A 21,209-nucleotide genomic window follows, 5' to 3' on the forward strand; every position below is an offset into this window, starting at 1 on the left:
GGAGCAAAACCCGCGGAAAACCGTTAGGTCCGATTAAGACCATGCAGGAAGCCGCAAGGATGGCACAATCTGTCAACAAACAGGAACCGCTCGCCTTCCGCTTTGCCGATGACGGGCTGGTGCCCAACCATCCGCGCTGGCCGATGCTCGTCTATCCCGGCGCGGTACAATTGCCGGACGACGCCGATCCGGCGGCCGTCTTCGAGGATATTTTTGGCGCCAATGGCTGGGGCGATAGTTGGCGAGACGGCATCTACGGCTTCGTCCACTATCATTCGCGCATCCACGAGGTGCTGGGCATCGCGCGCGGCGCCGCCGAGATCCGCTTCGGCGGCGATAAGGGCAAGGTGCTCAAGGTCAAGGCGGGCGACGTGGCGCTGCTGCCGGCCGGCACCGGCCATCAGCGCCTGTCCGCCTCGGCCGACCTTCTGGTGGTCGGCGCCTATCCGCCTTTCGGCACATATGATCTGTGCCGGAGCGCCGAGCAGCACGCCGAGGCGCTGCGCACCATCCCGGCTGTCGGCCGGCCGGACAAGGATCCGGTCCATGGCGGCGACGGGCCGCTGCTGAAAGCATGGAGCGAAGGCTGAAATGGCAAGGATCGTCGCCATCGAGCATCTGACGCTGGACGGTGTTTTCCAGGCGCCGGCGCGCGCTGATGAAGACACGCGCAACAGTTTTGCGCATGGCGGCTGGGGCATTCCGGGCAGCGACCCGCGGATGCAGGAGGTCATCGGACGCGCCATGGCCGGCGGCTGGTCGCTGCTCGCCGGCCGGACGACCTATGAGGACCTTCACGAAGCCTGGGCTGTCCGGCAGCCGGCCAGTCCGATGACCAGGGCGCTGACCGGCGCGCGGAAGTTCGTCGCCTCGCATGACGCCGGCTACGAACCGCGCTGGGAGAATTCGACGCTGCTTGCCGGCGATGCCGGAGAGGCCGTGCGCGCGCTCAAGCAAGGTCACGACAAGACGCTGGTCATGTTCGGCAGCGGCAAGCTGCTGCGCGCGCTGATGCGGCACGGGCTGATCGATGAGCTGGTGCTGATGGTCCACCCGCTGGTGCTGGGGGAAGGCTCGCGCCTTTTTGAGCCGGGGCAGACGCCGTCGGCGCCGAAGCTGTCGGACCTGGTATCGACCGCGACGGGCGTGGCGATCCTCACCTACGCGTTCGACGGGGAGGGCGCGGCGGAGCGGCCGCGGTAGAAACCGGGCCGCGGCCCACCGCCTACGGATAATGCGTCTTCTTCGGCGCGTAGGTCGACGGATCGAAATCCAGTTCCTTCGGCAGCGGCTGGCTCGAGCATTGCAGATGGATCTGGCGGGCGAGCAGCCGTCGCTGCTGCTGCTCGTGCTCCTTGGCGGCCGCGACGAGCCCCATGCTGTAAGGGCCAACCAGCACGCCGAAGCCCCAGCCGGGGTTCTGCTTCTCGCGGGTGGCGTAATCCGAGGCCGCCGTGCGGGCCTGCTGGCATTCCGGCGACGCCCATTTCGGATCCTGCTGGGGAAGCGTGGCGCCATAGTCGACTGGGGAGGATACGCACCCAGCCGCTGCCGCGCTCAGCGCGACGATCACCGCAATTTTCATCGTTTGAGTCTCTGCTAATTTAGGGCGAAGACTACACGGAACGCGTCTTCGCACAAGCGAGATGGTTTCGAAAGCGGATGGAAGGACCGAGAGCCGCATCGTCGTACTTCGAGCCCGGTTCCCGGATTCTTTTCAACGCTTCGTTCCATTTCCGCCCGCCATTTCGTCCTTGGTTCGTCCACCACAAAAAGGAGAACCGCAATGGCTGGAATGATCGTCATCTATAGGCAGCCGGCTGACGCGCAGGCGTTCGACAAGCATTATTTCGAGACGCACATACGGCTGGCCAAGAAAATTCCGGGTCTCAGGAAATACGAGGTCAGCCGGGGGCCTATCACGGTGCTGGCCGGCCCATCCGATGTCTACCTGATCGGGGTGCTGCATTTCGACGATCTCGACGCCATGAAGAAGGGTTTCGCGAGCCCGGAAGGAAAAGCGGCGGGCGCTGATCGCCGGCTTTACGCACCTGACGAGTCGGGCGTCCAGATGTTCATTTTCGACAGCAGGGAAGTTTAGAACCTGCGGCTGAGATAAGCCGATCCGCCGAGGCCAAAGCGCCACTCGGCTTCCACGCCCTTGGTGAGGCCGATCCGGCGACCCGCGAGGATCGCGGCCGGGTCGGCTTCGGAACGGGCGAATTCGAAAGGTGGCGCGGTCAGCGGCAGCCGGTTGTGCGAGCTGTCGATGCCCAGCGCCTGGCAAAGCTTGCCGGGGCCTGAGCAGAGCAGCCGCTCGTCGTCCATTCCGCGCCGCGCGCGCATGGCGGCGATACCGGACTGCGGCTGGATTGCCCGGATCAGCACCGCGCTGCCCGGCAGGCACACCGCGTTCAGGCACCAATGCAGTCCGTAGGAGCGGTACACGTAAGCGGAGCCGGGCGCGCCATACATCGGCGCGTTGCGCGGCGTGCGGCCGCGAAAGCTGTGCGAGGCGGGGTCGTCGGGCCGGTACGCCTCTGTCTCGACGACGATGCCGCCGACGCCACTGAGCTCGATCCTCGCGCCGATCAGCGCGCGTGCCACGACAACCGCGTCGCGGGCGAAGAAATCGGCGGCGGAGCCAGCACTAAATGGCATGGTGATTGACGTCGATCGGGCAGGCCATCTTTGGCGCGCCGCTCAGCCCAAAAGGTTGCGTGCCGTGCGCATGAAGATGCGCGAGCCGATCGGGATGAGGTCGTCGGGGAAATCATAGTCAGGATTATGCAGCGAGGGGGTGCGTTCGCCGGCGCCGAGGAAGAACATCGCCGACCTGGCATTATGGCCGAAAATGCCGAAATCCTCCGAGGCGCGCATCGGCAGCGCCGCCTCGCTGCGTAAAACGCCTTCCTCGTCGAGCGCGCGGTTGAGATGCTCCACCGCGTCCGGCGCGTTGACGCTGGCAACGAAGATTTCGTGATAGTCGAAGCGCACGGCAAGGCCGTGCCTGGCGGCGATTTTTGCCGCAAGCGCTTCCGCGGCGGCGACCTGTTCGGCCATGCGCTCGTCGCGGCGCGTGCGCAGCGTCGCCCACACTTCCGCGTAGCCGGGCGCGATGCCGAACACGGCTTCGCCCATCACGCAATGGGTGACGGTCACCATGCCGAAATCCTCATCAGCGAAGGTCCCGCGCCCGAGCGCTGGGAGCGCCGGCATCAGCTCGCTCACTGCCGGCATCGGCGAGGTGCCGGTTTCCGGCATCGAGGAATGCGCGGTCTTGCCCTCGAGCACGATGCGCATGCCGCGCGAGGCGCAGTTGACGGTGCCGGCCTTCAGCCGCGCCTCGCCGAACGGCACGCCCGGCAGGTTGTGCAGCGAAAACGCGAAATCAGGCTGAATCTCGCCGAAGCGCGGATCGGCGACAACGCCGGCCGCGCCGTTGCCGGTTTCCTCGGCCGGCTGGAACATCAGGACGACGCGGCCTCGCGCCGGCCTTTCGCGCCCGAACTGACGGCCGAGCGCCGCCAGGATCGCCGTGTGCCCGTCATGGCCGCACATATGCGACTTGCCTGGCACCTGCGAGCTATGCGCGACGCCCGAAAGCTCCTCGATCGGCAGCGCGTCGAGCTCCGACCGGAACAGCACCGTCGGCCCGGCCTGCCCGCTGTCGTAGACCGCCGCCACGCCGTGGCCGCCGAGCCCCGTCAGCATCTGGTCCGGTCCCGTATCGGCGAGGAAGGCGACGACCTCGCTCGCCGTCTTCTCCTCCTTGTTCGAGATTTCCGGCTGCCGATGCAGCTTGCGCCGCCATTCGGTCAGCTCGACGATGTCTCGATTGGTGAGGGTCATGGGTTGGGGCTCCGATTGGCTTGCCGGTCACACAAACACGATAGGGTTTTTCTCGCGCCGTGCCATGCCGATCAATTCCGATGGTCCATCGGCTTTCGCAAAATCAATGCCGCTATTTGACCGCCTTCACCTGCGGCAGGTCGCGACTGATCGGGCGAAAGCCGACGCCGTAATACATGTTCCGGGCGGCCGGATCCGCCGGTGCGCCGCGGCAGGCGACCAACATGCGCGTGGCGCCCGCGGCTTTCGCCAGCCGCATGCCGTGCAATTGCAAGGCGGTGCCCAGTCCGCGCCGGCGAAAATCGCGATGCGTGCCGACAGGTTCGAATTCGGCGGTCCGCGTCGTCTCGTCCAGCCAGATGATCGCGGTGGCGGCCAGCGTGCCGTCGGGCGCGGCGATGAGCACATGCAGGTCGCCCCGGTACGGCCAGGTCCGCCGCACCCGCTCCAACGCCGCGTCGTTGAAGCGCGACTTATGCCAGGCCTGGCGATGCGCCTCTACCGCATCGGCCGCCGAAACGTCGTTCGCGTTCAGGAACCGGAAGCCTTCGGGCAGCGCCGGATCGGGCAGGTCGGTCAATTCCCGCGTGTTGAACTGCACCCAGGCCCCGTTATCCGCGCCGGCTTCCGCGTCGAAGGCATAGCCATGCGCGGCGACGATCCGCTGTGCTTCGATGTCGGCGGATTGCACTGTCAGCAACTGATCGATACCGCCGGCGACGTCATCGTACCAGTCGAGGATTTCCCCAAGCAGCGCGGCGCGGTCCGGATGCGTCTGCCAGGTCAGGTTGGCGGTCTCGATCTCGTGCACCGTGCCGTCGCCGCGCGGCACCCGATGGGGCAGGCAGGCCCATCCCCATGCCACCAACCGCCCATCCACGAACCACAGCCGGTGCCGCCAGAAGGGGGCGAGCGCATCGAAATCCTTGGCCCAGACCCAGGCCAACTCGCCGATTGTCGCATCGCCGTTGAGCAGTTCCGGCCGTAGCGCCGTCACGTCCTGGGCAAGGCCTTGCATCAGCCTGAGCTCGGTCGGGCCGGGTTCTTCCATCCTGATCGCCTATTCCGGCAATCCGGCCAGCCGCAGCGCGCCGGTCACCTCGTCAACGATCTCCGGCGCGAAGCCCACCGCCTTCGACCAGCCACCGATGGTGAAATGCGGGTCGAGGGCCGTCAGCCGCGCGCCTGCGGCCCTGGCTTCATCGATCCGTCCGAGCCTTGCCAGCGGCGCCGCCAACCAGCCGTGCAGGACGCTGAAGCCAGGTGTCATCTCCACCGCGCGCCGGCCCGCGGCGACCGCCTGCTCGTGCTGGCCGGCCAGGAAATTGCCGAAGCCGATAATGCCTTGCGGCACGCAGTTCATGGCGTCCAGCGGCGACAGTCGTAGCGCCTGCTGGCCCCAGTCGATGGCTCGCCGCGCGTCTCCGCCATAGGCTACCGAAACGCAGCCGAAAGCATAGACGAAGGCGCAGGAGGCGCTGAGCGAAAGCGCTTGCGAAAACGCCTCGTCGGCGAGCTTGCGATCATGCTCGACCATGCCGATGGTGAAGCCGGCCAGCGCCAGCGCCATCGCGTCGCCTGAGCCATGCTCGATCGCCGCATGGGCGTGGCGGGTCGCCTTGTCGCGGTGCTCGGCCTGGAAGCCGCCGCGTATGAACAAGGTCTGATGCGCCCAGGCGGCGAAGCCGTGCGCCAGCGCGTAATCGGGCTCGATGGCCAAGGCCTGGGCGAGCAGCGGCAGCCCTTTGGCGGCGCCCTGCGGCATGAAGGTGTAGACATCGGGCAGCGCGCGCAGGAAGAGATCGTAAGCGTCGAGGCTATCGGGCCGCTTGCGCCTGACGCGCTCGATCTCGGCGCGGCGCAGATTGGGCTCGATCGCCGCCACCACGGCGATGGTGATCTCGTCCTGCAGCGCGAACACGTCGGTGAGGTCGCGGTCGTAGCGCTCGGCCCAAAGGTGGCTGCCGTCCTCCGCGTCGATTAACTGGCCGGTGATGCGCACTCGGTTGCCCACCTTGCGCACCGAGCCTTCCAGCACATAGCGCACCCCGAGCTCGCGCCCGACCTGCTTCACGTCGACAGCGCGGCCCTTGTAGGTGAAGCTCGAATTCCGAGCGATCACGAACAGCCAGCGGATGCGCGACAGGCCGGTGATGATGTCCTCGACCATGCCGTCGGCGAAATAATCCTGCTCCGGATCGCCGCTCATGTTCTGGAAGGGCAGCACGGCAATCGAGGGACGGGCGGGAATCTCGGGGCGGGGGGCAGCTTGCTCCGCCGTGGCGGCGCCCTGCGCGCCGTCCTCGCGCACCGTGCCGACGAAGCGCAGGCCCCGGCGCAGGATGGTGCGGATCAGCCGCTGGTCCTCGCCATTGTCGCCAAGCGCGCCGCGGGCGGCGTTGACGCGGCTGGCCAAGGTGGCGTCGGAGACGATGCGCCCCTGCCATACGACGTCGACCAGATCGTCCTTGCTCACCACCCGGTCGCGGTTGCGGATGAGGTGCTGCAAAAGATCGAACACCTGCGGCTCGACGGGGATCAGTTCGTTGCCGCGGCGCAGCTCGCGCCTGTCCCCGTCCAGAACGAAATCCTCGAAATGATATGGCAATGCCTGCTCCACCCGCCGGAAAAACGCCGGCTCCGATAGTCTAGCCGGCTGTTGGGCGCAAAATCAAAGCGATCTCAAGGGAAAATCAAGAGATCCTGAAGGCGGCCTGAAAGCGAACCCGACCGCTCCGTCGCATAGTCCTCCTGCAAGCAACGCAAACAACGCTTTTGAACAGGAGAACTCAAAATGTCTACCGCTGCAATCATCGCTTCCGCCGCCCTGGCCCTCGGCGTCGCCGCCGCCGGAACGGCAAATGCCCAGCCTGCGAAATCCGTCGTCCTCGTGCATGGCGGCTTCGTCGACGGTTCCGGTTGGGACGGCGTCTACAAGATACTTAAGAAGGACGGCTACGACGTCACCATCGTCCAGAACCCGACCACATCGCTCGCCGACGACATCGCGGTCACCAAGCGCGCCATCGCCGCAGCCAAGGGCGACGTCATCCTGGTCGGCCATTCCTATGGCGGCGTCGTGGTCTCGGAAGCCGGCACCGATCCCAAGGTCAAGAGCGTCGTCTACATCGCGGCTTTCGCGCCGGACGCCGGCGAGTCGGTCTCCTCGCTGATCGCCAACCCGCCTGCTGGCGCTCCGGTGCCCCCGATCCTGCCGCCCGTCGACGGCTTCCTGATGCTGGACAAGGCGAAGTTCGCCGCCTCCTTCGCCGCCGACGTCAAGCCCGAACTCGCGTCCTTCATGGCCGACTCGCAGGTTCCGTGGGGTGTGGCGGCGCTCGAAGGCAAGGTCACCCAGCCGGCCTGGAAGGTGAAGCCGTCATGGTACCTCGTCGCCACCGACGACCACATGATCCCGCCGCCGGCACAGCGCCAGATGGCCAGCCGCGCCAAGGCGACGACGGTGGAAGTGGCCGGTAGCCACGCCGTCTACGTCTCCAACCCCAAGGCCGTCGCCGACCTTATCGAAAAGGCCGCCGCCGCGAAAAACTGAAACCGCTTTATCCTTGCGAACAGCCCGGACGCCTGGCGGCGCCCGGGCTTCCGGCTGCCGCGCCGGCCCCTGATCGAGAAATGCACCGTAAACCGCTGAAATCCTTAACACGATTTTCATTCCGCTCGCCTAACCACTATGGCCATGACAGGGCATGACGAGCGGCTGCTTGCAGGTCTCTCCTCCGAGGGACACAGCGAAGCCGTGGAAGCAGGCATCCTGCGCGACCAGCTTGCGGATCTGAGCAAGTGCGTCTTCATCTCGATGCCCATAGGCACGGTGCTCTCGGCCTTGATCCTGGCGGTGCAGCTCTTGTCGGGTGGCGGCCTTGCCGCGGTGCTGTGGTTTATCGCGATCGCCTTGATCAATGGCGCGCGTGTGGTACTTGCCGTGGCTCAGTCGGATGCTGCCGACGACAGGCCGGGGGCGGTGGGCGCGCGGCTTTCCCTCTATGGCCTGCTGGCGCTGGCCTCGGGCGTCGCCTGGTCTTTCCTGGCGCTGCTCAGCGACGGATACACCACGCCGCAGGCGCCGCTCTATCTGATCGTGCTTGCCGGCACCTCGGCCGGTTCGGTCACTTATGGAACCTCCTACGCGCCGGCTTCGATCAACTTCATCGTGCTGCCGCTTCTCACCGCCGCCGGCTGCGTGTTCGCGCAAGGCGGCGTCGAAAATGGCGTGCTCGCCTTCACGATCCTGCTTTTCCTCGGCGGCATGATCAGGAGCGCGCTGATCGGACAGTCCCGTTTCCGCGAGACCAGCCGCCTCAAATACGAGGCGCGCGAATTCGCCGCCGAGATGGAGCGCAATTCCAGGCGGGACCCCCTGACCAACCTTCTCAACCGCTACGGGCTGGAGCAGGCGATCGCCAAGCTCGGTCTTTCCGACGGCCCGTTCGTCGCCATGCTGATCGACCTCGATGGCTTCAAATCCGTCAACGACACCTATGGCCACAACATTGGCGACGACCTTTTGGTCAAGGTGGCGCGCCGGATCGAGGACCACGCCCCGCGGGGCGCTACGATCGCGCGCATCGGCGGCGACGAGTTCGTGCTGCTTTTCTCCGCCGACAGGTGTCCGCAGCAGGCCGGCGAGCTTGCGTCGGCCATCATCGCGGCCATCGCCAATCCGGATCCGGAGCTGAATTCGGTGCGCGTCGGCGCCTCGATCGGCATCTATCAGGCCGAAAAGCCGCGCCTGACGGAAATGCTGCTCAAGGCCGATTTCGCGCTCTATGCAGCCAAGCGCGGCGGCAGGAACGAATATTGCCTGTTCGACGCGGGGCTCGACGCCGCGCTGGAACGCAAGAACCGCATCGAGCGCGACCTGCGCGGCGCGATCGAGGCAGGCCGGCTCTGCTCCTGGTTCCAGCCGCTGGTGCGGCTCGACAGCAGCGCGGTCGTCGGCTTCGAGGCGCTGCTGCGCTGGCATCATGACGTCCATGGCGCTATCTCGCCGCCCGAGATCGTTACCGCCGCGCGCGAAACCGGCTTGCTTTCGCTTCTTACCGAGACGGTGTTCCTCAACTGCTGCGGCATGATCGGCGAACTCGTGAAGCAGGGGCGCGGCGATGTTCGGGTCGCGATGAACCTTTCGCCGCGCGAGCTCGAGGCCGGCAATGTCGACGACATGATCCTTACCGGCCTGCGGGCGAACAATGTGCCCGCCGCGATGCTCGAGATCGAGATCACCGAAGAGGCGCCGGTCGATCGCGACCGGGTCGACGAAAAGGTCGGGCGCCTGGCGGATGCCGGCATATCGATCGTGCTCGACGATTTCGGCACCGGCTTCTCGACCCTGGTGTCGCTGAAGGACAGCCGCATCCGCAAGATCAAGATCGACAAGGATTTCGTCCGCGACCTGGCGAAATCCGTCGAAGACCAGGCGCTCGTCGAGGCGGTCATCGGCCTTGGCCGGACGCTGGGGATCGAGGTGATGGCCGAGGGCGTCGAGACCGACGCCGACCGCATGATCCTGCGCTCGCTGGGCTGCATGATCGCGCAGGGCTATCTGTTTTCGGCCGCATTGCCGATGCGCGACGCGCTGGCCTTCGACGCCGCTGCCGCTGAGGTTATTTTCGAGCCGTTGCGCAATCCTCGCAGCGGCAACGCCGCGTGATGGGTCGCTCGCCCGTGACCCAGCAGGCAAGCAGCCTCGAAAGGGTAGGGTTGCCGTGAGGCGCGGCACTCGGAGCGGCGGAGCGCTCCGGGGGTGTGACGGGTGAGACTGATCGGGCCGAGGCTTGATTGCCACGTGTTCCCCCAATCCGTCGCTGCTTCGCAGCGCCACCTTTCCCCCTCCGGAGGGAAAGGAAGGGAGCCTTGCTGGACGAGCGCGGCAAAAAGCTTGGCGCCTTTCCTCTACCGTCGATCGGGGGAGAGGTGGCTCGGCGAAGCCGAGACGGAGTGGGGGAGTGCCCTTGGCGATTGGCCTGGGCGGCCCGCATGAAACCTTTTGATTTTTGGGCCGTTGTCGCGCGATGCCCCCGGCCAAGCACAAACCGAAACCGGCCGACAGCGCCACGCAGCGCGGTGCAAGCAAGCCGCGTTCAGCGCCGCTGCGCCAGGACAAGCCGCGCCAGTCGAAACCGCGTGGCGCCGGGAAGCCGCGCGCGCAGAAGGCGCGGCAAGACAGACTTCAAGAAGACCGGCTGAAGGACGACGAAGTCCGGCAACGCAAGCCACAGGCCGGCGAGAACCCGCCTGGGCAAAAGGCGCCCGCCGAAGCAGCACCGGAAGCCATCGGCCACGCCGGGTCGCCGCCGCCGGAGGCCGCCGAGCCGGGTCCCGCGCTTTCGCCGGAGGAAGCCGAGCGGGCGCGCAAGAAATACCTTTTGCGGCGCTTCTGGATCAGCGGTCGCGGCTATTGGGGTTTGCACGGCGACAGGCTCGCCTGGCCCCTGACGATCGGGCTGCTCACGCTGATCTGCGTCAATGTCGGGTTCCAATACGGCATCAATCGCTGGAACCGCGCGATCTTCGACGCCATCGAGCAGCGCGATGCCCACACCGTCTATTGGCTGAGCGGCATCTTCCTGCCGCTGGTCGCCGGCAGCATCAGCCTGGTGGTCGCGCAAGTCTACCTGCGCATGACCATGCAGCGGCGCTGGCGCTCCTGGCTGACCACGGCCGTCATCCAGCGCTGGCTGGCCAGCGGCCGCTACTACCAGCTCAACCTCGTCAAGGGCGACCACGCCAACCCGGAGGCGCGGCTGACCGAGGATCTGCGCATCGCCACCGAATCGCCGGTCGATTTCATCGCCGGCGTCCTCAACGCCTTCCTGTCGGCCTCGACCTTCATCGTGGTGCTGTGGACCATCGGCGGCGCGCTGAGCTTTTCGCTGGGCGGCTCCACCTTCACCGTGCCCGGCTTCCTCGTCGTCACCGCGGTCATCTACGCGGCGATCACCTCGACCTCGATGTTCGCCATCGGCCGCCGCTTCGTCCAGCTTTCCGAGGACAAGAACCAGGCCGAGGCCGAGTTCCGCTACGTGCTGACGCGCGTGCGCGAAAACGGCGAGAGCATCGCGCTGCTGGGCGGCGAGGAGGAGGAGAACGCCGGCATCGACCGCACCTTCGCCGGCGTTCTCGGCCGCTGGGCACGGCTCACCGGCCAGCACATGCGCACGGCACTGGTCTCGCAAGGCTCCAGCCTGTTCGCGCCGGTGGTGCCGGTGCTTCTGTGCGCGCCGAAATTCCTCGACGGCTCGATGTCGCTGGGCCAGGTGATGCAGGCGGCCTCCGCCTTCGCCATCGTGCAGGGCGCCTTCGGCTGGCTGGTCGACAATTATCCGCGCCTGGCCGACTGGAACGCGTCGGCCCACCGCATCGCCTCGTTGATGATGTCGCTGGACGGGCTGGAGCGCGCCGAAGAGAACGACAAGCTCGGCCGCATCCAGCGCGGCGAGACCGAAGACGGGGCGATGCTCAGCCTCAACGATCTTTCCGTGACGCTCGACGACGGCACCGCCGTGGTCAAGGAAACCGAGGTGATGATAGAGCCCGGCGAGCGCGTGCTGGTCTCGGGCGAATCCGGTTCGGGCAAGTCGACGCTGGTGCGCGCCATTGCGGGCCTCTGGCCCTGGGGCAGCGGCAGCGTCGATTTCCACCCGGGCAAGCGGCTGTTCATGCTGCCGCAGCGCCCCTACATCCCGTCCGGCACGCTGCGCCGCGCCACCGCCTATCCCGCCGCCGCCGACAACTGGAAGACGAAAGAGATCAATGCGGCCCTCGACAAGGTCGGCCTCGGCTATTTGAAGGACCGGCTGGAGGAGGAGGCGCCCTGGGACCAGACGCTGTCGGGCGGCGAGAAGCAGCGTCTGGCTTTCGCCCGCCTGCTGCTGCACGCGCCGGATATCGTGGTGCTCGACGAAGCGACCTCGGCGCTGGACGAGAAGAGCCAGGACAAGATGATGCGGACGGTGATCAAGGTGCTGCCCCAGGTCACCATCATCAGCGTCGCGCACCGCGCCGAGCTGGAAGCCTTCCACACGCGAAAGATCACGCTGGAACGGCGCCAGGGCGGGGCGCGGCTGGTCAGCGACGTCGAGCTCGCGCCGAGGAAGCGCGCGCGGGGCCTGCTGCAGCGCGCGCTGTGGGGCAGCGGCGCCAGCGGCGGAGCGGGGCGGTGAGGGTGCTGGCACAATGGAACAAGTGCGGCGGCGGCAATGAGGCATTGAGCCCTGGCGTTTTTGCCGCTTTATTGGAAAGCATTTCTAAAGGGGATCATTTTGAAAGGCGTCGCGGTTTTAACCGAGGGAAGAAGCGGCTCGAATTGGCTGGGAAGCCTTACGAATGCCACAGGCGTCATGGGCCGTTCCGCGGAATGGCTCAAATCGGCCTATCTGGGTTCCGAGCCGCGCGCCTATGCTGCGCTCGAGGAAGCGGTCATGCGCAAATCCTCGACCGAAAACGGCCGCTTCGCCGTCAAGGTGTTTCCACGCCACCTGATCTGGTCGAAGGAAAAATGCGGCAAGGATTTCCTCTTGGAGATCCGCCAGGACAAGGATCTGGGTTTCATCCTGCTTGAACGCCGCGACCGGCTCAGGCAGGCGATTTCCTTCTACCGCGCCAGCGTTTCGCGGCTGTGGACGAGCCGGGAGCAGGACTCCGGCTCCGTCGTTCCATACAGCTTTGCCGGCATCAGCCAGGCTTTCTTCCAGATCGAGCAGAGTTACGCATTCTGGCGGGCCTATCTTAATCTTTCGGAACTGCCCTATCGCCGTTTCGTCTACGAGGATCTGCTGGCGGACCCGCAACCCTATCTCGACGCCGTCGCCGAATTGCTCGATGTTCCGGCCCCGGCCACGGTGCCGGTCTCTCAACTCAGGATCCAGCGCGACGACGTCACCGAGGAGTGGGCGAGGCGTTTTCGGCAGGAAGCCGGGCACAAAGGCGCCATCGAGGCGATCGGGGATGCGCCGGTGCCGCGCACGCTCGACAATCTGGCCCGCTTCGCGACAAAGCGGCCGCTCAACCGAAGGCGCTTCTGATGCAGTAGGCAGCAGGCAGCAGGCAGCAGGCAGCAGGCAGCAGGCAGTATGTGTCCCCTTTCCCTACTGCCTACTGCCTCTTACCTGCTGCCTGATCTGTAATCGCACCAACCGGCCGACAGGAGGAGGACGCCACCCATGGAAAAGATCATCCTGGATTGCGACCCGGGGCACGACGACGCCATCGCCATCCTGCTTGCGGCCGGCAACCCGAACATCGACCTGCTCGGCATCACCACGGTTTCGGGCAACCACAATGTCGAGAACACCACGCGCAACGCGCTGGCCACCTGCACGGCCTATGGCATCGAGGTGCCGGTGGCGAAGGGCTCGCCCGGCCCTTTGGTCGGCGATCAGGTGCTGGCGATCGAGATCCATGGCGAGACCGGGCTCGACGGCCCCGAGCTGCCGCCGGCCTCCTTCGAGCTCGACAGGCGGCATGCCGTCGACTTCATCATCGACACCGTCATGGCGCATGAGCCGAAGACCGTCACGCTGGTGCCGGTCGGTCCCTACACCAACATTGCGCTCGCGGCCCGCAAGGACCCGCGCATCATCGGCCGGGTGAAGAAGGTGGTGGCGATGGGCGGCAGCTTCACGCGCGGCAACATCACGCCAGCGGCCGAGTTCAACGTCTATGCCGACGCGGAGGCGGCCGACGTGGTGTTCCGCGCCGACTGGGACGTCACCATGGTGGGGCTCGACCTCACGCACCAGGCTTTGGCCACGCCCGAACTTCAGGACAGGGTGCGCGCCGTCGGCGGTTCGATCGCCAAATTCATCCTCGATATCTGGGAATTCATCGCCACCACGCATGGCGGCCTCCTGCAGATCGAATATCCCGCCGTGCATGACGCCTGCTGCGTGGCGGCCATGATCGACGCAAGCGTCTTCACCACGCAGAAGGCCGACATCCGCGTCGAGACCGCCGGACGCTGGACCAGGGGCATGACGGTCTGCAATTTCGAGAAGATGGGCGGCATGCGCCATTTCGGCGGCACGGCGAGCGAGCAGGTGAACTTCCGCCACAGCGTGGCGATGAAGCTCGACCATCAAAAATTCTGCGACCTGATCGTCGACGCGGTCGAGCGGCTGAGCGGCAAGAAAGCCGGCCGAGGCCGCGGCCTTGGCGGTTAGCGTTCCTCGCCCCCATGAAATGGGCTACGGCATGCACACATTCCACGCGGCTGGCCTTTGGCGATAGCGTGCATGGCAGCTTGGCGCATGCATTGTCTTATGCAGCACTGGTTGACCCCCACTCCGTCTCGGCTTCGCCGAGCCACCTCTCCCCCGATCGACGGGGTAGAGGAAAGGCGCCAAGCTTTTTTGCGTTCAACGCCCGTCCAGCAACGCTCCCTTCCTTTCCCTCCGGAGGGGGGAAGGTGGCGCTGCGAAGCAGCGACGGATTGGGGGAACCACGTGGCAATCAAGCCTCGGCCTGATCAGTCGCGCCAGTCACAGAAGATGTGTGCATAGCGTAGACAAAGTGGGGTAGAGGTGGCTCGGCGCGCAGCGCCGAGCCGGAGCGGGGGCAGGGCCGGCGTCTGCGATCACGCGCCAAACGCGCCGATGCTAAACAGTCTGTAGAGCGGCCCGCCGTTTCCAGGCAACGAAGAACCGCCTAGAGTTCCGCACGACAGACTGGAACCATCGGGAACATCGCGATGAAAGACACCACGCCACATGATCCAAGACCGCTTGCGGAGATCGCCAGCTACCACGCCCACATCTATTACGGCGATGCGGCGCAGCGGCGGCAGGCCGAATGGCTGCGCCAGCGCATCGGCGAACGTTTCCGCGTGCGCCTCGGCAACTGGCGCGACGAGCCGGTCGGCCCGCACGAGCAGGCCATGTACCAGGTCTCCTTCGCCACCGGGATCTTCGCCACGCTGGTTCCCTGGCTGATGCTGAACCATGGCGGCCTGAGCATCCTCATCCACCCCAACACCACCAACCCCAAGCGCGACCACCTGATCGACCCGATCTGGATCGGCCGCGCGCTCGGCGTGCACGGCGAGGTGCTCGGCGAAGAGGACGAGGCGGAAAAGGCGCTGGAGGTGAATACCGAGCCGACGCTGGGGGTGTGAGGAGGCTATTGCTTGTATGCGACGGCTTGATGATGAGGCAAGCCCGGACACCTGCCGCTACAGTTACGCGGTTTTTTCTTTTGAGGGCCCAACCCTGCTTGTAATCGTCAAACGCTGTTTCTACATTGCTGAGCACATTGCCGGCGATAACCTGCAGCTCACCCGGCGGGCTACCTGGGACCTGCTTCATGCAACCCTGTAGTTACGCTTCGAGGCCATATGGTTCTCTCAGTTGACGACTCCATTTGATGGAGTTGTAGGTTGCCGGGGATGAGAAGATGGAGGTGGGTTTATGCGTAAAAAGCAGAATCTCACGCGCCTTGCTTACGAGTACGTCTCGTGGATTGCAGTTCTTCTTGAACTCGCCAACGTTACGCTTGATCTCGTAAGTAAGGTCGTCAACTATGTCTGTTCTATTCGAAACCTACCGCTACTCCTACTTGCGCAAAGGCAAGCCCGTCTTTGTGCCTAGCGAGCGTGGCCAAGCGATCGGTTACGCGCTGAAGGAACAGATCGAGGCCGCGGTTGAATTCGATCAGTTTCTCTACCATCTTCGCCGGGGCGGCCACGTCGCCGCGTTGCACGCGCATCGTCAACACCGCTATTTTGCCCGCATCGACATCGAGCGGTTTTTCTATGGCATCGGTCGAAATCGAGTCGCACGGGCGCTGGCGGAGATTGGCATTGCAAAGGCAGGCGAGGCTGCAAAATGGTCCTGCGTGCGTAACCCCTACGGAGAACCACGCTACGCATTGCCGTACGGTTTTGTGCAGTCGCCGATCTTGGCGACGCTCGTGTTGATGCGCTCGCCGGTAGGCGCATTCCTGCGTGATCTACCGGTGACGGCGTCGGTCTATATGGACGATATCTCGCTCTCGGGCGACGACAAAGAGCTGTTGGATACCGCCTTCGCTCGGCTACTACAGGTACTCGAGCAATCCAATTTCGCGTTGAATAAAGAAAAAACTCAGCCGCCGGCCGAGGCCGTCGCGCTGTTCCATTGTGACCTGACCCATCAACACGCGGCGGTTAAGGCCGCGCGGAAGGCTGAGTTTTATTCGATAGACCGCTCTGCCGCGAGCGCATCTGCTTTTGAGCGCTATTGCGACGGCGTCGCCAACGGTAATGCGCCAGCGGCTTAGTGACATTCGGCACCGGACAAATTGAACTAGAATTCGCTATGAAGACTATTCCTATTTTTGTCGACACTAACGCCTTCATTCAAATGCGGGATCTGAAGGATATCCCTTGGGCGGCGACATTTCCACAGGCAAGCCGCATCGACATCATGGTCATAATGCCCGTCATCAAAGAGCTCGAAGCCTTCAAGGTCGGGCCCAATGAACGGCGGCGCGATCGCTCACGCGCAGCGCTTGCGTTAATTGACGAGGCGATGGAACTCGATAGCATGGCACTGGAATGGAAACCTGGTCACCCGAGCGTTTGGCTGCGCGTTGGCGCCCGCAACAGGATTGAGGAGGCGCGCTTTCCGGAACTTGACCTTGCCAAGACAGATGATCTGATCGTCGCGCACGCCGCCGTCCATGGCGAAGGTGCGATTGTGTTCTCTCATGACCGTGGGCCGCGTATTAGTGCCCGCGCCATTTCCGTGAAGACGCTAAAGCCCGAAGAAACATGGCTTCTGCCGCCTGAGCGCTCGGAAAAAGACCGCAAAATTGAACAGCTCGAGCGTGCGGCTCGTGAACGGCATCCAAAAATCTTACTAGCCTTGGGGGTGGCGAAAGAGAGTTTGGAGTGGGTGGTGCCCATCCTCCCGCCTCTCGACCCAGAAGAAATCCGTCGAAAGACAGATACTATTCTTACCCAACATCCGCGTGCTTCTCTAAGGCGCGTTAGCGACCTTGAAGAGCTAATGGGACATGGGGTCTCCCAGGAATCCGCGGATCGTTACCGCAGAGAATATGACCGTTTCGAGCAGTCCGTGAAAGGTTATTTCGAACGGCTCCATAAGATGGTGCGCAGGGCTGCGCTCGTGATTAGAGTGCCGTACACGGTCACAAATGATAGCGGTATAGCTACCAAAGGCCTTCGCATCGAGACAGCGATAGAGGGCGACGCTTGGCTTGCAGCAGATCGCACCGATGCGTGTCGGCTAGCCGGCATTCCAGCCTTGCCTAGCCCTCCAGATGTTCCCACTCCCCGCAAAATGTTTGAGCTGCCCATAAGGAAATTCGAGAGTTTTGGTTCACTGCCAAAACCAAGGGACCCGGCTGGCTTCTATTGGGTCGACAGGCCAAAAAAGGGAGAGAAGAGCGCTTCACTCATGTGCGAGGACTATCATCCAAGACGATCTTGGAGCGACGAAGTTTTGGTTGTCGCGGATAGCGCAGCCTTCTCAGGCAGCCTTGAGTTTCACCTGATCGCCAGTAACCTGTCCGAGCCGATCAACACCAAAGTTGCTATGCGCGTCATCGAACAGGAAGCCACATGGGAGGACGCGGCCATTGTCGAGCTTTTGGGCGAGATCGTCACGATGGAAGATGATTAACGAAACCAAGGCGCGGGCGTTCGGCCTTCGACTCGATCAAGGCGATAAGTCTGGGCATCGATAACGCTCGCGACATATTCGTCTTGGGCGGGCAGAAGGCCTACGGGTAGAGGGTTAATTGCGTTCGGGTTATGAACAACAACCATCTTCACAGGCCGGTCCATAACCGCAAATTCATCAATATCGACCGCCCAAATCGCGCTGATAGGGGCAAAGCGCAGATCAAGAAACGTATCGGCGGGAACGGGTTGGCCAACCGGCTTGTGGATCAAATACCGCTGTTGATGCTCTGGCTCCGATGCCTCAAACGTTTCGCGATTGATCCGCACCTGAAGTGGGCCAACCGCAAAGGTCGCCTCAACCGCGAACGGAAATTGACTGATACCGATCAGGGCTTGCAATGCGCCGCCAGAGCCACGCAAGAGACGCCCGTTAATCGCTATCACGTAGCAGTCATGCGGTCCAACTACGCCGTTGGCAACGTAGCCGTTGGCTCCGGGTGGGTTCCCAAGCAACACCTCAGCCTTCTGCTTGATGGCGGCGGTCCATCGAAGAAGTATCGCTTCATGCGGAAAGTCGCGAACGCCGTCGGTGTCGGCGAGCCAAGCTGCTGGGATGTTTGCAGGAATTGGCGCAATCACCTCAATCCAGATGCGCCTTCCATTGTGGTCAATGCAAAAATCAGGTCCAATAGCTTGATGGGTGAAGTCGATACCAGCTGCTGTAAGTAGATGAGCTAGCAACACTTCGGAAAGTTGCTGATAATATGTGAAATCGTCAGGCGAACAAAGCCTTTGTTCAGCGTTGCCATCCCCAAGTCCGCTGTCGAGATAATTCTGACATATCTCTATCAAGCGTTCGCGCATGGCCGCGATCTGTTCGCTATCTTGAGGGAAGCGCCGTTCAATCGCAATTCTAACCGGCATGATCTGCACCTGTGGAATCGTTCCGAATCTCGCTCTGTGTACTAATTTCACCACGGATGATAAATCATCGACTCTCAATATACAGCCGAGGTGCTTGCAGTGGCAACGATAGAGGACCTTAAAAAACTATTTCAGCTTCAAAATGAAACACTTGCAACAGAATTCAAGTCATGGCTCGATCTCAATATTCCGGCGGGGCGGGCGCCACTTGCTAAGGCTGCTATCGCGCTCGCGAATCATGGAGGTGGAACCATTGTTATTGGGATGCGCGAAGCCAACAATGCTCCTATCGGTTCCTATCCTCGTCCAGATCAAATTGGTCGGTACACGGCTGACGCCGTAAATGCGGCAATAAACAAGTATGCGGATCCTAACATTCACTGCGATCTAGTCCATTTGACTCATCCAACATCGGGCAATGAGCATGCGATCGTGGTTGTGCCGGGCGGCCAAATTGTTCCAATAATGGCAGCCAAGGGTACCGACGGAGAAATCCTCGCTCAGAAAGTTTACATCCGAAAACCAGGTCCCAAGAGCGAAGAGCCATTTACGGCAGAGGAGTGGCGAACACTCCTCGACAGATGTGTTCGCGCCAACCGGGACAGTTTGCTCGAGGCAATAAGGGGTATCGTACAGGGCCGTTCGCTAGATTCGTTAGCGCAGGCGCAGATTGATGAACTGCTCAAGTTCACAGACGCCTCGCGGGACAGTTGGAATACGCGTCTAGAACCGTTGCCCAAGGATGATCCGGCACGCTTTCCCTTCGGGCACTACGAGCAATCGTTCCAAATATTAGGAGTGAGACCTGCATCGGATCTTCGAAGTTTGCTGGGCAATCTTCGAAAGGCAGCCGAAATCAGATTGACCGGATGGGGTCCTTTTGTGCTGCTCGAACGCAAGCCGATTGGGCCTGTGCCAGTAGGTGACGTGATTGAGGCTTGGGTTGGTGACCCTCGCGAAAGGGGCAGGGATGGCAGGCACTGTGACTATTGGCGAGCCCGACCAGATGGCTTACTCTATGAAATTCGATCTTACGACGAGGATTTCACTGAGAAGGCTGAGCCGGGCAGCTCTATCGATCTCACGATCCCGATTTGGCGCATTGGTGAAACTCTCCTCTATGTAGCGCGCCTCGCTAGATTGTTTGGCGAAGACCCTGAAATTGCGGTGCGCATTCAGTACGATGGCTTGAAAGGTCGGCGGATGGCGGCCTTGTTTGATTGGCGCTACCTTAGTTACGACCGCGAGTGTTTTGTCGATACAGTGAAAATGCAAGGGCAGGCGCGGGCCTCCACCATCGAGGATAACCTCGCGGAAGTGCTTCTTCCATTGCTCAAGCCACTTTACGACGCATTCGACTTCGCACCTTTGTCGGAAAGCATGGTGAGTGAAGAGATCGCGAAGTTTCGGAACAATCGTTATTGATGCCTCTAAGGCCGCAGCGTCAGTAGGGGTTGGTAGCGCCAGCGTTCGTGACGTACTCTGGACTTGACCAAGCGAGCTTACCGGCTACAGTTTGCGTCGTGCCTTAAGAAGCGGCGCCGGTAACTGAGGACAGTCGCACGATAACCGACGGTGGGTTTGCCCCTTACGGCGACGTAAGAAGAACCAGCGCCAGCTATGGCTGGCTATGCTGCCGAACACTCCTCGAAAGAAACCAGCTGACACGCGCATTGGCGTGGCCGCGCACCTATGGAGGGAGTTATGCGATTTGCATTGGTGAACAATGATCGGCGCGAGGCTCTGCCCGGATTGTCGGGCAACTGCCCAGGCTGCTCGCAACAAATGATCGGAAAGTGCGGAACACAACGCGTTTGGCATTGGGCACATCGTGGCAATAGGAACTGCGACAGTTGGTGGGAGCCGGAAACTCTCTGGCACCGCAGCTGGAAGGATCAGTTTCCCTCGGAATGGCAGGAAATCATCCAGCACGATGAAAAAGGTGAGAAGCACGTCGCGGACGTGATGACCGGAGATGGCCAAGTGATTGAGTTCCAGCATTCTCACTTGCCTGCGCAAGAGAGTTGCACGCGAGACCTTTTACCGGAACATGATCTGGGTCGTGGACGGGATGCGCCTTAAGAACGACCGGAAGCGGTTTCTCGCGGGCGTAAACCTGTTCAGAGTTGCCTTTGCGAAAGACCTGTTCATCACGCGTAGCCCGGAGCGTTGTCTGCCCGCTGTCTGGCTCAATTGCGCAAAGCCGGTCCTATTCGATTTCGAAGGCTTCGCTGCCCCGGGGATGCAAGGAAAGCTTTGGTGTCTGCTACCGGGTCGTATCGACGGCTATGCCGTTCTCGCGGCTGTTTCGCGGTCTTGGTTTGTAGACGCCGCTAGGATCAGGGAGCAGATCATACCGATGGATGCCATTACATGGGTTGTCCGCAAGGGACTGATCGCTCGTCGTTGGAATTACGCACGACCTCGGCATTCTGGACCATTCCGAGGTCGTCGCCGAGCAAAATACTAGTGAGCAATCGGGCGGGGTTGCGGAGGCCGGAGGGGCGAGTAGCTCTGGCCCATCACCCCCCAGCCAATCTCGGCAACAGAAAAATCTCCGCCCCCGGCGGCAGCTCCTTACTCCACGTATCCCTATAAATCACCCCGTCGATCGCCACCGCAATCCCGCGGTCGATCCAGGGCTCGATCCCGGGATACTGTTCCGCCAGCTTGCGGAACAGCTCCCTGATGTCCTTGGCCTCGATCTCGTGCTTGGCCTTGCCGCCGGCGACGGCGCTGAGCGAGCCCCAGAGGGTGACGGCGACCATCAGATCCTCAAGCTGTGTCGATA

20 protein-coding genes are annotated in these 21,209 nt (G+C 62.9%); 13 read left to right on the forward strand and 7 right to left on the reverse strand.

From position 1 onward, the window contains the following. The first annotated feature begins 59 nt into the window (after positions 1 to 59). Both FJ957_RS12180 and FJ957_RS12185 read left to right on the forward strand, forming a co-directional pair. A complete protein-coding gene (locus FJ957_RS12180; protein WP_140831610.1) occupies positions 60 to 590 on the forward strand; it encodes a cupin in 531 nt (176 codons plus the stop codon). 1 nt (position 591) lies between these two features. After that, complete coding sequence (locus tag FJ957_RS12185; RefSeq protein ID WP_140831611.1) at positions 592 to 1,203, forward strand: dihydrofolate reductase family protein; 612 nt, start codon at positions 592 to 594, stop codon at positions 1,201 to 1,203. A gap of 22 nt (positions 1,204 to 1,225) precedes the next feature. Here FJ957_RS12185 and FJ957_RS12190 read toward each other — a convergent pair whose 3' ends face one another. Beyond that, positions 1,226 to 1,585, reverse strand: a complete 360-nt coding sequence (locus tag FJ957_RS12190; protein ID WP_140831613.1) for a hypothetical protein — start codon at positions 1,583 to 1,585, stop codon at positions 1,226 to 1,228. Positions 1,586 to 1,786: 201 nt separating this feature from the next. Between FJ957_RS12190 and FJ957_RS12195 the strand changes: the two genes are divergently transcribed. After that, positions 1,787 to 2,101: an EthD family reductase gene (locus FJ957_RS12195; RefSeq protein ID WP_140831615.1), complete on the forward strand. Its 315-nt coding sequence runs from the start codon at positions 1,787 to 1,789 to the stop codon at positions 2,099 to 2,101. Here the strand turns inward: FJ957_RS12195 and FJ957_RS12200 are convergent. From FJ957_RS12200 to FJ957_RS12215, 4 genes are all read right to left on the reverse strand, one after another. Continuing rightward, positions 2,098 to 2,661: a DNA-3-methyladenine glycosylase gene (locus FJ957_RS12200; protein WP_140831617.1), complete on the reverse strand. Its 564-nt coding sequence runs from the start codon at positions 2,659 to 2,661 to the stop codon at positions 2,098 to 2,100. The genes FJ957_RS12195 and FJ957_RS12200 overlap by 4 nt on opposite strands. A 42-nt stretch (positions 2,662 to 2,703) precedes the next feature. Continuing rightward, entirely contained in the window at positions 2,704 to 3,852 is a 1,149-nt protein-coding gene (locus tag FJ957_RS12205; RefSeq protein WP_140831619.1) for an amidohydrolase, read from the reverse strand. Between the two features lie 112 nt (positions 3,853 to 3,964). Beyond that, positions 3,965 to 4,903, reverse strand: a complete 939-nt coding sequence (locus FJ957_RS12210; protein WP_140831621.1) for a GNAT family N-acetyltransferase — start codon at positions 4,901 to 4,903, stop codon at positions 3,965 to 3,967. Positions 4,904 to 4,912: 9 nt separating this feature from the next. Then, positions 4,913 to 6,460: a winged helix-turn-helix domain-containing tetratricopeptide repeat protein gene (locus tag FJ957_RS12215; protein ID WP_140831622.1), complete on the reverse strand. Its 1,548-nt coding sequence runs from the start codon at positions 6,458 to 6,460 to the stop codon at positions 4,913 to 4,915. A 186-nt stretch (positions 6,461 to 6,646) separates the two neighbouring features. Here FJ957_RS12215 and FJ957_RS12220 point away from each other — a divergent pair, with 186 nt between their 5' ends. The 8 genes from FJ957_RS12220 to FJ957_RS12255 all read left to right on the forward strand — a co-directional run bounded on the left by FJ957_RS12220 (position 6,647) and on the right by FJ957_RS12255 (position 17,492). Beyond that, a complete protein-coding gene (locus FJ957_RS12220) occupies positions 6,647 to 7,405 on the forward strand; it encodes an alpha/beta hydrolase (RefSeq protein ID WP_246685816.1) in 759 nt (252 codons plus the stop codon). A 144-nt stretch (positions 7,406 to 7,549) separates the two neighbouring features. Further along, positions 7,550 to 9,523, forward strand: coding sequence for a GGDEF domain-containing phosphodiesterase (locus FJ957_RS12225; protein ID WP_140831624.1), 1,974 nt, complete (start codon positions 7,550 to 7,552; stop codon positions 9,521 to 9,523). Positions 9,524 to 9,884: 361 nt separating this feature from the next. Further along, on the forward strand, positions 9,885 to 12,035 hold the full coding sequence (locus FJ957_RS12230) for an ABC transporter ATP-binding protein/permease (protein WP_140831626.1): 2,151 nt from the start codon (positions 9,885 to 9,887) through the stop codon (positions 12,033 to 12,035). Positions 12,036 to 12,134: 99 nt separating this feature from the next. Further along, entirely contained in the window at positions 12,135 to 12,896 is a 762-nt protein-coding gene (locus tag FJ957_RS12235) for a Stf0 family sulfotransferase (protein ID WP_140831628.1), read from the forward strand. Between the two features lie 138 nt (positions 12,897 to 13,034). After that, a complete protein-coding gene (locus tag FJ957_RS12240; protein ID WP_140831630.1) occupies positions 13,035 to 14,033 on the forward strand; it encodes a nucleoside hydrolase in 999 nt (332 codons plus the stop codon). Positions 14,034 to 14,560: 527 nt separating this feature from the next. After that, complete coding sequence (locus tag FJ957_RS12245) at positions 14,561 to 14,983, forward strand: DOPA 4,5-dioxygenase family protein (protein ID WP_140831632.1); 423 nt, start codon at positions 14,561 to 14,563, stop codon at positions 14,981 to 14,983. Between the two features lie 404 nt (positions 14,984 to 15,387). Continuing rightward, positions 15,388 to 16,125 (forward strand): reverse transcriptase domain-containing protein, encoded by a 738-nt coding sequence (locus tag FJ957_RS12250; protein WP_140831634.1) that lies wholly within the window; start codon positions 15,388 to 15,390, stop codon positions 16,123 to 16,125. A gap of 38 nt (positions 16,126 to 16,163) precedes the next feature. After that, positions 16,164 to 17,492 (forward strand): PIN domain-containing protein, encoded by a 1,329-nt coding sequence (locus tag FJ957_RS12255; RefSeq protein WP_140831636.1) that lies wholly within the window; start codon positions 16,164 to 16,166, stop codon positions 17,490 to 17,492. Here the strand turns inward: FJ957_RS12255 and FJ957_RS12260 are convergent. Next, entirely contained in the window at positions 17,489 to 18,427 is a 939-nt protein-coding gene (locus tag FJ957_RS12260) for a hypothetical protein (protein ID WP_140831637.1), read from the reverse strand. The two genes, FJ957_RS12255 and FJ957_RS12260, sit on opposite strands and share 4 nt — an antisense overlap. A 90-nt stretch (positions 18,428 to 18,517) precedes the next feature. Here FJ957_RS12260 and FJ957_RS12265 point away from each other — a divergent pair, with 90 nt between their 5' ends. Continuing rightward, entirely contained in the window at positions 18,518 to 19,843 is a 1,326-nt protein-coding gene (locus FJ957_RS12265) for an ATP-binding protein (RefSeq protein WP_181180548.1), read from the forward strand. A 360-nt stretch (positions 19,844 to 20,203) separates the two neighbouring features. Further along, the gene (locus FJ957_RS32190; protein ID WP_246685835.1) at positions 20,204 to 20,500 is read left to right on the forward strand and encodes a competence protein CoiA family protein; all 297 of its coding nucleotides are present in this window, start codon (positions 20,204 to 20,206) and stop codon (positions 20,498 to 20,500) included. A gap of 440 nt (positions 20,501 to 20,940) precedes the next feature. On the opposite strand, the gene FJ957_RS12275 is transcribed toward FJ957_RS32190, so the two are convergent. After that, positions 20,941 to 21,186, reverse strand: a complete 246-nt coding sequence (locus tag FJ957_RS12275; protein ID WP_140703490.1) for a MoaD/ThiS family protein — start codon at positions 21,184 to 21,186, stop codon at positions 20,941 to 20,943. Positions 21,187 to 21,209: the final 23 nt, after the last annotated feature.

The sequence above is a fragment of the Mesorhizobium sp. B2-4-6 genome (genome assembly GCF_006442775.1).
Taxonomy (GTDB): Bacteria; Pseudomonadota; Alphaproteobacteria; order Rhizobiales; family Rhizobiaceae; genus Mesorhizobium.